The following is a 12243-nucleotide window of genomic DNA, read 5'->3' on the forward strand; positions in this document are numbered from 1 at the left end:
TGGACGATAACGCGGGGATGATAAAGGGCGTGCACGGCCATGGGCCGAGCATCGCGGGGCGTCGAGATGGGTGCCAGGCGGGGGGTCACTCGGCATAGGGATCACCGATCATGAAACCTGCCAGTAGCTCGCGCTCCAATGCTTCCATCTCTTCGGCTTCACGCTCATCTATATGATCGTAGCCGAGTAAATGCAAGGTGCCGTGGATCACCATATGGGTGTAGTGATGGGCCAGGCGCTTATCCTGTGCGGTGGCCTCTGAGACGACGACGTCGTGGCAGATCGCCAGGTCGCCAAGCAATGGCAAGGACATGCCGGGCGGCGCATCAAACGGGAAGGAAAGCACGTTGGTGGACTTGTCCTTGCCGCGATAGTCGCGATTGAGCGTCTGGCTTTCTTCAGGAGAGACGAAACGCACGGTCATTTCCGTGCGCGCCTCATCGGGGTGGCGGGCGAAAACGGCGCCCACCCAGGCCTCGAGATCGGCCTGGGTGGGAAGCGAGGTTGCCGTATCAATGGCGACCTGACGGTCGATGTCGGGGATCATGCGTTTGCCGGCTCATCGTTATCGCGGCGTGTGTCGTTTTTCTCGTGCTTGGCCTGTACAAGCCGTTCTTGGCGGGCGCGTTCCTGCTCTTCCTCGTCGCTCTCGAAGGCATCGTAGGCTTCGATGATACGCTGGACGAGGGGGTGGCGGACCACGTCCTTGGCAGCGAAGTGCGTGACCCCGATCCCCGCGGTGTCCTTGAGCACATCGAGGACTTGGATCAGCCCCGATTGATTGCCGCGCGGCAGGTCGACCTGGGTGATGTCGCCGGTGATCACGGCCGTTGAGCCGAAGCCGATACGCGTCAGGAACATCTTCATCTGTTCGCGCGTGGTGTTCTGGCTCTCATCGAGAATGATGAAGGCATTGTTGAGCGTGCGCCCGCGCATGTAAGCCAGCGGTGCGATCTCGATCACTTGTCGCTCGATCAGCTTGCCGACCTGCTCGAAGCCCAGCATCTCGTAGAGCGCGTCGTAGAGCGGGCGCAGGTAGGGGTCGATCTTCTGTGCCAGATCGCCGGGGAGGAAGCCCAGGCGCTCGCCGGCTTCCACCGCCGGGCGCACCAGGAGGATGCGCCGTACTTGTTGCTGGTTGAGCGCCTCGACCGCCGCCGCGACCGCCAGATAGGTCTTACCGGTGCCCGCCGGGCCGACCCCGAAATTGATGTCGTGATCGTGAATGCTGGCGACGTAGGTCTGCTGGTTGTGACCGCGTGGCTTGATCAAGGTACGTGGCGTGCGGATGAGCACACCGCCCTCGTCGAGCGTTTCCTCATCTTCTTCCAGTGACTCGAGGTCGGATTCCTGCAGGAAAAGGTGCACGGTGTCCGGTGTCAGCTCATTGTCTTCCGTCTCACGGTAGAGATGTTCGACGACATTGGCGGCCGCCTTGACGTGCGGGCCAGGGCCTGCGAGCTGAAAGGTGTTGCCGCGATTTCGCAACGTCACGCCCAGACGCGACTCGACGAGCTTGAGGTGTTCGTCCTGCTGTCCGCATAGGCTTGCCAGACGCATGGGGTCGTTGGGTTCGAGTGTCAGCGTGAGGATGCGATGTGCCTGCGAAGTGTTCTGGCTCAACTCGAGGAGGTCCATGGGTTGGAAGTGTGGATTCAGCTTAGCGCCCCGGACAATGCCGGGGCAATGATCTTGCGCAAGGATTCGTCGCGATAGCAGACAAAGACCGTTGGCAGCGCCTCAATAGCGTGCCGGAGAGGCCAGATCGCCACGCAGGGAGTTGGGTAGCGCCTCGGTGATCTCGACATCGACGAAGTAACCGATGAGCTCGGTCGGGTTGGGTGCGCGGAAGTTGACGACCCGGTTGTTCTCGGTACGACCGGAGAGCTGGCCGGGATCCTTGGGTGAGAACCCGGTGACCAGGATGCGCTCGGTCTGGCCGACCATGCGCCGTGAAATCTGCATGGTCTGCTGATTGAGACGTTCCTGCAGGATCGCCAGACGCTGCTTCTTGGTCGCTTCCGGCGTTTCGTCTTCCAGATTCGCGGCCGGGGTGCCCGGGCGCGGGGAATAGACGAAGCTGAACGAGGCGTCGTACCCGATGCGCTGGATCAGATCCATGGTGTTCATGAAGTCTTCTTCGGTCTCGCCGGGGAAGCCGATGATGAAATCCGAGGAGAAGCTGATGTCCGGGCGCAGCGCGCGAATACGCTCCAGCTTGTCGACGTATTCTTCGACGGTATGACCGCGCTTCATGGCCGCCAGGACACGATCCGAACCGGCCTGCACGGGTAGGTGCAGGTGGCTGACCAGTTCCGGGATCTCGCCGTAGGCCTCGATCAGGCTGTCGGAGAACTCCACCGGGTGCGAGGTCGTAAAGCGGATGCGGTCGATGCCTTCCACGGCGGCGACACAGCCGATCAGCTCGGCGAGGTCGATCTCATCGCCCAACTGGTTCTCGCCGCGATAGGCGTTGACGTTCTGACCCAGCAGGTTGATCTCGCGCACGCCTTGATCGGCGAGATGGATGACCTCCTCCATTACCGGCTCGAAGGGCCGCGAGACTTCTTCGCCACGAGTATAGGGCACCACGCAGAAGGTGCAGTACTTCGAACAGCCTTCCATGATCGAGACGAATGCGGTGGCACCGTCCGCCGTGGGCTTGGGAAGGTGGTCGAACTTTTCGATCTCGGGGAACGTGACATCGACCATCGAGATGGTCTCTGCCCCTTTGCTCGAGTCGACCATGGTCGGCAGCCGATGCATGGTCTGCGGCCCGAAGACCATGTCCACGTGGGGAGCGCGCTTCTGAATGTTGCCGCCTTCCTGACTGGCCACGCAGCCCCCGACACCGATCACGAGATCGGGATTGTCGGCCTTGAGCTTCTTCCAGCGCCCGAGCTGGTGGAAGACCTTCTCCTGAGCCTTCTCACGGATCGAACAGGTGTTGAGCAGGATGACATCGGCCTCCCGCTCGTCGTCGGTCAGCTCGAGTGCATGCGATTCGCCGAGTAGATCCGCCATGCGTGCGGAGTCATACTCGTTCATCTGGCAGCCGTGGGTCTTGATGAAGAGTTTCTTCGCCATACCGATCCGGTCGGTGCGTCGAACGCCCGACATATGTCCGTGATTGGGAGTAAGTAAAAGCGTGGCCTTTAAGCATGGCCCAGCCGCTTGTCCAGGATAAGACGTAATATTATACGGATTGACGACACCGTGGGCCAGTCTTGCGCCTGTGTCGAATCGTCCGCGATGATACCGAGGCTATGATACGCTAGCGTATCTCGCGTGAAGTGCCTCGTGGAGGTACGCTGCGGACAGTCAAGATCGACTTCGGATTGCGAAATTGTCGTGTCCGATGAGTCGGTTATCACGCGACGAAAAGTGGTCAAAAATTGCACGATTTGTCGCTATGACAGACATTGCGGTGGTCTCGCCGCCGTCAAGGTCAGGTTTTCCCAAGACTTATCCACAGAATGTGTGGATGGTCGCCTACCGAGTCGCGACAGGAGGTCTTCTCGGTTGGGCGATGCAATGCGTGGAGCAGTACGTGCTCGTGAGCCGTTTGTCATTCATGAAGAAGCCACGTTATGTCTAGAATCAAACCTCTGATGCTGAGCTTGGTCCTCGGGGCCTGCGCTTTTAACGCTCATGCACAAGACGATGGGCAGTACTGGGTCTCGGACACGTTGCCGACCTACGTACGTAGCGGTCCCACCGAGGACTATCGTATCGTCGGTACGCTCGAGAGCGGCGATCCCGTGACGCTGCTTGGGCGTCAGGGCGACTATAGCCACGTCCGTGGTGACGATGGAGATGCCGTCTGGATTCCCAGCCGCTACCTGCAAGACTCGCCGAGTGCCAGCTCGCGCTTGCCCGAGTTGCAAACGCGTGTGGATGAGTTGACCTCGAAACTCGACGGTATCAATGAAGAGTGGGAACAGCGTGTCAATGATATGAAAGCCACGCTCAACGAGCGGGCGCAACGTATCGAAGATCTGGAAGCGCGCAATGACGAATTGAATACGGCGTACAGCGATGCCCAGGAAACCACGCGCGAGCTAAAGGCGCGACTCGATACGCAGGAACAGGATCTGTTGATGCGTTATTTCATCTACGGTGCCGCCGTGGCCGGAGCCGGTTTGCTGGTGGGGTTGATCGTGCCGCACCTCCCGCGTCGGCGTAAGCGTCGCAGTGGCTGGTTTTGATGATGTGTCGCATGTCGCAGCCGTTTGAACGATGGAAGATAGAAAGAGAGGCATTAACGACGTATGGCGACGGATGAGTGGCTGGAGCGCTGGGAAGAAGGCAGGATCGGGTTCCACCGGCCGACGCCGCATGACGCCTTGAAGCGCCACTGGTCATCACTCGGGGCGCAGCCCGGTGGCAAGGTGCTGGTGCCCCTGTGTGGCAAGAGCCTGGATATGCGCTGGCTGGCCGAGCAGGGGCATCCCGTGCTCGGTCTGGAACTCTCGTCGCTGGCCATCGAGCAGTTCATGGCCGAAAGCGAGGCGCCGATATCACGCTACACGCAAGATGCTTTCTCGTGCTGTCGTCAGGGTAGTATCGAACTCTGGTGTGGCGATTTCTTTCATTTCCATACCGCGCAGGCCGAGGAGTTGTCGGCATTCTATGATCGCGCGGCGCTGATCGCGTTGCCCGAGGCCACCCGGCAACGCTATGCCTTTCATTTGGCGCAATTATTGTTACCCGGTGCGCGGGGCTTGCTGATCAGCTTGATGGACATGCACTCGCCCGAAAGTGGCCCGCCGTATTCGGTGGCCGATGACGAAGTCGAGCGTTTGTTCGCGGCGAATTTCGAACTGACACACCTGGAAACGCGGCCACCGGATGACGTTGGCAAGCAGGAAAGCGTGTGGTCGCTGATACGGCGTGGGCCGCGACTGGCATGACCGCCTGTCGCGGCTCGGGCGTGAGTCAGTTCTTGAGCTGGCGGGAAAGTTCGGGGTCGCTGAAGGCGCGCTGCAAGGCGTTGCTCAGCAGGTCGCTGACCATGCGGTTGTTGGCGTCCCAGTCGGGTTTGATGGCGAAGCTCTGTTTGCGCTTGGCCGTGTAGGTGCCGGTATAGGTGCCGCCATCGTTGGCGACCTGGGCACGCAGCACCGCCTGTAGCTGCGCGGCGTCGAGTAGCGGCGCATCAGCCTCGCCGGGGGCGTAACTGAGATCGGCGAGCGTCAACGTTAACGTCGCGTTGGCGTTACTGTCCTCGGCGAGTGAAAAGCCCATGCGGTGCAAGGCCTGTTCCGCCTGCGTCTGTAGCTTGGGAATGACGTCATGCGCAGGAACGCGGATCGTCGATGTTGCTGCGGGTGAGCCAGAGCGCGTGCCCAGCACGTCGCTGCGGCGACCGTCCACGACGTCGAGAACGATTGCCTGCCCGTTCCCCGTGTGAGGAAGATCCGTCCCGATATCGGGTTTGACCTGAAGAATCTGGGGGCTCTGAGCGCAGCCGTTCATGAGCAGTGGCGCCATGAGTAGCGCGACGAGGGCGAACGCGGAACGTGTTCTGATGGGAATTAGCCGGCGCATGCGCATCGTGTGTCCTGAAATGAAAAGGAAAAAGTTAGTTACACCCTGGGGCGAGTATAGCGGCAGCTCAAGAGTGCGCGAAGCCCTTTTGGCGTGATCGCAGTACCCACAGGCCGATCATCGGGCCAGGCAGCATCAGCCAAGCGACCCAAGGACCGAGCGCCGTCCAGGCGGGAAGCAGCCATGCCAGGGAGGCCGCCGAGATCGCATATCCGATGGCATTTTGCAGGGTCAGGGCGCTGCCGACCAACGACGCCGGACAAGCGCGTGCCGATAGCGCCGAGAAATGCGGTGAGTCGATGACCGCGAGTAGGCTCCAAAGCGCCAGAAATAGTGCGGCCCAGAGCCCCGACATGCTACTGAGCCAAGGGTATAAGAGACAGCAGACGGCCGAGCCACTCAACCCCAATTGAGCAATGCGACGACTGCCCCAGCGCAAACTCAGCCAGCCACCCAGCCAGCATCCCGGCCCACCGATGGCGATCAGCACGAAACTACCGAGCGCCAGTTGTGCGGTCGTCAGGGTCGGTAGTGCCGTGGCCAGTAGAAGAGGGATCAGCGCCCACAGCGTATAAAGCTCCCACATGTGTCCGAAGTAGGCGCTGGCGGCGTGTCGAAATTCTTCGATTCGGAACGCGCCGAGGCCCGCCCAGCGCGATGTCTTGCCGGCCATCTTGCGCAAGTGGGGCGCTTCGCCGAGACGCCAGATCATGGTGCCCGCGATGAGCGCCAGCAGCGAGGCGCACCACAAGGCGCTGCGCCAACCTCCTTCCAGAGATAGCCCGGCCAGCAGATGCGGAGTCGCGGTTCCGATGACCAGCATGCCCACCAGCCACGCCAGCCCGAGCCCTGTACGTTGTGGTGCCCAGCCCACCATGAGTTTCATGCCCACCGGATAGATGCCGGCCAGTGCCATGCCGGTGACGAGGCGTAACGCCACGGCTGGCCACAGGCCACCGGCCCAGGGGAGCAGGCCATTGCTGAGGGCGCCGACCAGGCAACAGGTGGCGAAGAGGCGGCTGGCATCGCGTCGGTCGGCAATGCCGCTCAGGCCGATCATCAACGTGCCCAGAAGAAAGCCGACTTGGACGGCGCCGGTCAGCCAACCCAGATCATGGGCAGCGAGTGCCCATTCACGTTCCAGATCGCCGATCACCGCATTGGGAGTGAACCACAAGGCGGTACCGAACAGCTCGGCCAGGGCGATCCAGATGATGGGCATGACGGGACGCTCGACTTCATCCCGCACTTAAAGGCCCAGTGCGGAAGACGTCGAACGACGTGGATCGGCACCGCCGAAGAAATGCCCATCCTCGATCAGCACCGATTGTGCGGCCCCCATGGCAGCTTGCTGAGAAACATGGTGCCCCATGGATTCGAGTAGGCCGATGGTGTCTGGGCTGATGCCTTCCTCGATGCGGATCTCATCGGGCAACCACTGATGATGGATACGCGGCACGCTCACGGCGCTTTGCACGTTCATGTCGTGATCGATGACGTTCATGACCACCTGCAGCGTCGTGGTGATGATCCGAGATCCACCGGGGCTGCCGGTGATCAGGAAGTTCTTGCCATCCTTTTTGACGATGGTGGGCGTCATCGATGACAGCATGCGCTTATTGGGCTCGATCTTATTGGCTTCTCCGCCGATCAAGCCATAAGCATTGGGTGTACCCGGCTTGGCGGAAAAGTCATCCATTTCATTGTTGAGCAAGAAGCCCGCGCCATCGACGACGATACCCGAGCCGTAACTGAAGTTGAGAGTATAAGTGTTGGACACGGCCAGGCCGTTGTCGTCGGCGATCGAGAAGTGCGTGGTTTCGTTGGACTCATAAGGCAGCGGGTCCCCCGCCGCGATGGCATCGCTGGGTGTGGCACGCCCCAGGTCGATCTGCTCACGCAGCTCGTCGGCGTATTCCTTGGAGGTGATGCCATCGAGTGGTACATCGACGAAGTCGGTATCGCCCAGGTACTCGGCGCGGTCGGCATAGGCGCGCTTCATTGCCTCGGACATGACGTGGATGGTGCGAGCCGAATTGAAGCCCATCTCACCGATGTCATAGCCCTCGAGGATGTTGAGCATCTGTACGATATGCGCGCCGCCGCTGGACGGCGGACTCATGGCGTAGACGTCGTAGCCGCGATAGGTTCCATGCACGGGTTCGCGAAGCGTGGGCTGGTAGGCAGCCAGGTCCTCGGCGGTCATGAGCCCGTCGTGTTTTTCCATTTCCTGGGCGATGAGTTCGGCAGTCTTGCCCTCATAGAACTCGCGCGGGCCATTGGCAGCAATGCGCTTGAGCGTTGCCGCGAGATCCGGCTGGCGGAACGTTTCACCGGCGGTGTAGAGGCTACCATCCTTTTTGTAGAACACCGCTCGCGAGGCATCCCATTGGCCCAGGCGTTCGCGTGCGTCGCGCAAGCCATTTGCGAAACGCGGCGGTATCTCGAAGCCTTCTTCGGCGAGTCGAATGGCGGGTGCCAGGGCCTCGGCGAGACTTAGCGTGCCGTACTCGTCAAGGGCCAGCGCCAGCCCGGCCACGGTTCCCGGAACGCCGGAGGCGTTGTGGGTAAAACGGGACAGCTCGGACACAGCCTCACCTTGATCGTTCTGGAACATCGTTTCATAGGCCGCTCCAGGCGCCTTTTCGCGATAATCGATGGCAATGACCTCGTCGCTTTTTTCATCGGAGATCAGCATGAAACCGCCGCCGCCGATGTTGCCGGAGCGCGGCTGGGTGACGGCCAGTGCGAATCCTGCGGTGACCGCCGCGTCGACCGCGTTGCCGCCGTCTTGCATGACGTCGCGCGCGATCTTCGAGGCCAGGTAGTGGCTGGTGGCCGCCATGCCGTGTTGGCCTTCCTGAGGATGGAAGCGCTCGCCTTCGAGAATCGCCTGCTGAGCGCTGGCGGGAAGCGACAGGGTGGCGAGTAACGCGCACAGTGCCAGACGTCGTCCATGGCGCAAGGTAAGTCGAATCATCCCGGGCCTCTCGCGAGTGGTGCGGCAATGCGGCGCCGCGTTTTTATGAGGTATTGCTTTTACTATCGAAGGCGTCGCCTGAATATGCAAGGAGTGCGTGTCCCCTCTCGAGGCGAAGTGCCGAGCACGTACAGTTACAGTGGTCGTAAATGCCATGCAACCCGATGTCGGTTCATAATGAGCGCACCAGTGACACCATACGCTCGCGTTGATCCGCATTCGGGAGCGGACCATTGGCAGCCGCGATATTGTCTGCCGCGTGCTCCGGATCGCTCGTCGCCGGTATGGCGCAGGTCACCGCCGGGTGACTGACGATGAACTTGAGAAACAGTTGCGCCCAACTCTCGATGCCGAGTTCCCGAGTCCATTTAGGCAATGACTCGCCTTTGACCCGACCGAACAGCGATCCTCTCTCGAACGGCTCGTTGATCAGGGTCGCGACACCGTTGTCGGCTGCGGCCGGGAGCAGACGTTTTTCGGCATTGCGCGTCGCGATATTGTAGTTGAACTGGACGAAATCGATCGGCTCGCGCTCGATGATTTGGGCCAGGCGTTCGTGACCCGACACGGTGTAGTGGGTGACGCCGATATAGCGGACCCGGCCCTCGTCTCGCCAGGCCTTGAGGGTGTCGAGCTGGGTCTGGAGATCGACCAGATTGTGCACCTGGATCAGATCGAGGTGACCGCCGCCCATGCGCTCACGGGAAGTCTCCATCTCCTCGATGCCGGCTTCCTCGCCGCGTGTCCACACCTTGGTCGCCATGAATAGGTCGTCGACGATACCGAGTCGCTCCGCGAGCCGGCCGACAACGGTTTCAGCTCGGCCGTACATCGGTGAACTGTCGACGAGCCGACCGCCGCCGTTGTAGAAGTTCTGCAGTACCTTTTCCAGCGGCTGCATCGCTGCGGCGTGATCGGGGTCGACATCGAAGGTCCGCGCGGTGCCGAGGCCGACGACTGGAATGCGCTGTCCGGACGCCGGAATTTCACGCATGTTCAGCGCTTCCGGCGCGGCGCTCAGCGCCGTCGGGGCAAGGGCGGCCAACACCCCGGCGCCTGCGGACAACTGAAGGAAGGTGCGGCGCGATATGGCGCCGTGCTTGTCGGGAAAATCGTTGTCGCCGGTCATGGGATTCTCCTTGCCGCCGTCGAGACGGGCGTTGCAGTGTCGGTGGCCCGCGCCTGCCGCGATACGCCGAGGCGATAGCCGATAACCGCCCACAGCACCGCCAGTGGAATAGCGACGACCGAGATGCCGCTGATACCCAATCCGAGCCCCGTCAATCCGGTATAGGCCCAGCCCGCGATGGCGTCACTCCCGCGATAGACCACGGTATCGATGAAATTCTTCGACTTGTACTTCTCGAATCGGGGCACGACCGTGAACAGCATCTCCCGGCCCGGTTTGGCCAGTGCGTAGTTGCCGGCACGCCGGATCACCTGAACCGCGGCGATACTGAGTAGCATGGGGGCCGCGACCAGCACCACAAAGCCCGCGGCGACGAGCAGTGGCACGAATGACAACGCACGGCCGAGGCCAAAGTACTGCACGACCCGGGCGGTGAGAAACAGCTGGATACCCACGGTGAGGGTGTTGGTGAGCAGGTCGATGGCCGCGAACATCGCGGTGCGATCGCCACTGTCATCGAGGGCATTGCTGATGATATCGGCCTGGATGAAATACAGGAACGTGGCCAGCGTCGTGTACAGCCAGATGAATAGGCAGATGCCGAGTAGGTAACGCGACTGCAGGACCGCCTTGACCCCCTCGAAAAGCGTACCGCCGAGCGGCTGATTCGTGGTGCCGTGCTCGCTACTGCGGCCGGAGAAGCGTTCCAGCACCCACATGCACGGCAGGGTGCAGGCGAGAATCACGGCGGCGATGGGCAACAGGCTTGCCGGCTCGAGTTGCTGGGCCAGCATGCCGGTGATCGCCGGGCCGCCGATCGCGCCGGCGCTCCCGCCGGCGGCGATGGCACCGAACAGGCGCGTCGCCTGGCGATTCGTGAACACATCGGTCAGGAAACTCCAGAAGACCGATACGACGAACAGGTTGAATACCGACAGCCAGACGAAAAAACTGCGCGCCGCCCAGACCATCTGCACGTCGACGCGCAGCCATAGCCAGAACAGTGCAATGCAGGCGATGAAAATGCCGTAGACGGCGGGGATCAGGCGCGTACGACGGAAGCGCGTGGCCAGGGTAGCGAACACCGGCACAGCCAGAAGCATGGCTAGAAACGTGGCAGTAAACAGCCACTGCATGTTCTCCACGCCGCCGCGCACGCCCATCTCGTCGCGCACCGGCCGCAGGATGTAGTAGCTACATAACAGGAAGAAGAAATAGGCCGCGGCGCTTAGCAGGCCCGGCAATTCGCTGCGACTGACGTTGACGGCACGCGAGAGAAACGGTACCTGGTCATCGCCACTCGGTGGATTCGAAACCATGGAACCTCCGGGACCGCCACGGTCCAAGACGCATCCCGCACGACGGCGAGCCATTTGGAGAACCAGCCAATGTCTTCACGCTACCCTGAGGGGGTAGTCACTGCAACCACGCTGGATAGGTGTATTCCGCGCTCCGAACGGATACCCAATGCTGTGCCTGAACATGCAAGACGGGTGTGATCGAGCTGGGTCTTGTGCCTGTTTTTCCGCCCGGCATTCGCTAGAATGAAGCCCCCATTTCAAGCCGAAAGCACCATTATTGCTTATGCCCGACTTCAAGATTGCGCCATCGATCCTGTCCGCCGATTTCGCCCGTCTGGGGCAGGAGACGGAGGATGTATTGGCCTCCGGCGCGGATATCGTGCACTTCGATGTCATGGACAATCATTACGTCCCCAACCTCACCATCGGTCCGATGGTGTGCAAGGCGCTGCGTGACCACGGCATAACCGCGCCCATCGACGCGCATTTGATGGTCAAGCCGGTGGATCGCCTGATCGGGGATTTCATCGAGGCAGGCGCGAGCTATATCACCTTTCATCCCGAGGCCAGCGAACACATCGACCGTTCACTGCAGTTGATCCGCGATGGTGGCTGCAAGGCTGGCCTGGTCTTCAATCCCGCCACGCCGCTTTCGTATCTCGACTACGTCATGGACAAGCTCGACATGGTGTTGTTGATGAGCGTCAACCCCGGCTTCGGAGGGCAATCCTTCATCCCCGGTACGCTCGATAAGCTGCGCGAGGTGCGTCAGCGCATCGATGCCAGCGGTCGCGACGTTCGTCTGGAAGTCGACGGTGGCGTCAAGGTCGACAATATCGCCGAGATCGCACGGGCCGGGGCGGATACCTTCGTCGCCGGATCGGCTATCTTCAAGGCCCGCGACGAGGCGGACCCGCACCGTTACGATAGTGTCATGCGGGCCTTCCGCGAGACCTTGGCTCAGCGTTGAGCTTGCTGCCTCGTGAGCGATGACGAACACACCACACGCGCGCAGGCCTGGTATCTCTATCTGGTCGAAACGGCGGCGGGGGCACTGTATACCGGCGTGACCACCGATGTGACGCGTCGTTTCCGCGAGCATCGCGATGGTAAACGCGGCGCACGTGCCTTGCGCGGCAAGGGGCCGTTGACCTTGCGTCATTCGGAATACGTGGGCAGCCATGGCGAGGCGCTGCGTCGTGAAGCAGCGCTCAAGAAACTCAGCCCCGCCGCCAAACGTGCCTGGCTGGCGGCACGCGGGGATGGGGCATCGTCGTCATAGG

At 61.4% G+C, this 12243-nt stretch carries 12 protein-coding genes; 4 read left to right on the forward strand and 8 right to left on the reverse strand.

What is annotated here, in order from left to right; translation table 11 throughout:
- Positions 1 to 85: 85 nt before the first annotated feature.
- The 3 genes from ybeY to miaB form a co-directional block, all read right to left on the reverse strand.
- Complete coding sequence (gene ybeY / locus OP496_RS12535; RefSeq protein WP_280563984.1) at positions 86 to 547, reverse strand: rRNA maturation RNase YbeY; 462 nt, start codon at positions 545 to 547, stop codon at positions 86 to 88.
- Positions 544 to 1623, reverse strand: coding sequence for a PhoH family protein (locus OP496_RS12540; protein ID WP_280563985.1), 1080 nt, complete (start codon positions 1621 to 1623; stop codon positions 544 to 546). Before OP496_RS12540 ends, ybeY begins: the two co-directional genes overlap by 4 nt.
- A 117-nt stretch (positions 1624 to 1740) precedes the next feature.
- Positions 1741 to 3087 carry a tRNA (N6-isopentenyl adenosine(37)-C2)-methylthiotransferase MiaB gene (gene miaB / locus OP496_RS12545; RefSeq protein WP_280563986.1) on the reverse strand — a complete coding sequence of 449 codons (1347 nt, stop codon included), beginning with the start codon at positions 3085 to 3087 and terminating at the stop codon, positions 1741 to 1743.
- A 503-nt stretch (positions 3088 to 3590) separates the two neighbouring features.
- Between miaB and OP496_RS12550 the strand changes: the two genes are divergently transcribed.
- A complete protein-coding gene (locus OP496_RS12550; RefSeq protein WP_280563987.1) occupies positions 3591 to 4208 on the forward strand; it encodes a TIGR04211 family SH3 domain-containing protein in 618 nt (205 codons plus the stop codon).
- Between the two features lie 63 nt (positions 4209 to 4271).
- Entirely contained in the window at positions 4272 to 4913 is a 642-nt protein-coding gene (tmpT, locus tag OP496_RS12555) for a thiopurine S-methyltransferase (RefSeq protein ID WP_280563988.1), read from the forward strand.
- A gap of 25 nt (positions 4914 to 4938) precedes the next feature.
- On the opposite strand, the gene OP496_RS12560 is transcribed toward tmpT, so the two are convergent.
- The 5 genes from OP496_RS12560 to OP496_RS12580 all read right to left on the reverse strand — a co-directional run bounded on the left by OP496_RS12560 (position 4939) and on the right by OP496_RS12580 (position 10978).
- Positions 4939 to 5550: a YajG family lipoprotein gene (locus tag OP496_RS12560; protein WP_280563989.1), complete on the reverse strand. Its 612-nt coding sequence runs from the start codon at positions 5548 to 5550 to the stop codon at positions 4939 to 4941.
- Positions 5551 to 5617: 67 nt separating this feature from the next.
- On the reverse strand, positions 5618 to 6772 hold the full coding sequence (locus OP496_RS12565; RefSeq protein WP_280563990.1) for an MFS transporter: 1155 nt from the start codon (positions 6770 to 6772) through the stop codon (positions 5618 to 5620).
- Positions 6773 to 6799: 27 nt separating this feature from the next.
- The gene (gene ggt / locus OP496_RS12570) at positions 6800 to 8530 is read right to left on the reverse strand and encodes a gamma-glutamyltransferase (RefSeq protein ID WP_280563991.1); all 1731 of its coding nucleotides are present in this window, start codon (positions 8528 to 8530) and stop codon (positions 6800 to 6802) included.
- A gap of 172 nt (positions 8531 to 8702) precedes the next feature.
- A complete protein-coding gene (locus OP496_RS12575; protein ID WP_280563992.1) occupies positions 8703 to 9659 on the reverse strand; it encodes an aldo/keto reductase in 957 nt (318 codons plus the stop codon).
- Entirely contained in the window at positions 9656 to 10978 is a 1323-nt protein-coding gene (locus tag OP496_RS12580) for an MFS transporter (RefSeq protein WP_280563993.1), read from the reverse strand. Before OP496_RS12580 ends, OP496_RS12575 begins: the two co-directional genes overlap by 4 nt.
- A gap of 265 nt (positions 10979 to 11243) precedes the next feature.
- Between OP496_RS12580 and rpe the strand changes: the two genes are divergently transcribed.
- Positions 11244 to 11930 carry a ribulose-phosphate 3-epimerase gene (gene rpe, locus OP496_RS12585; RefSeq protein WP_280563994.1) on the forward strand — a complete coding sequence of 229 codons (687 nt, stop codon included), beginning with the start codon at positions 11244 to 11246 and terminating at the stop codon, positions 11928 to 11930.
- A 12-nt stretch (positions 11931 to 11942) separates the two neighbouring features.
- The gene (locus tag OP496_RS12590; RefSeq protein ID WP_280563995.1) at positions 11943 to 12242 is read left to right on the forward strand and encodes a GIY-YIG nuclease family protein; all 300 of its coding nucleotides are present in this window, start codon (positions 11943 to 11945) and stop codon (positions 12240 to 12242) included.
- Position 12243: the final 1 nt, after the last annotated feature.

Source organism: Chromohalobacter sp. 48-RD10 (assembly GCF_029889785.1).
Classification (GTDB): domain Bacteria; phylum Pseudomonadota; class Gammaproteobacteria; order Pseudomonadales; family Halomonadaceae; genus Chromohalobacter.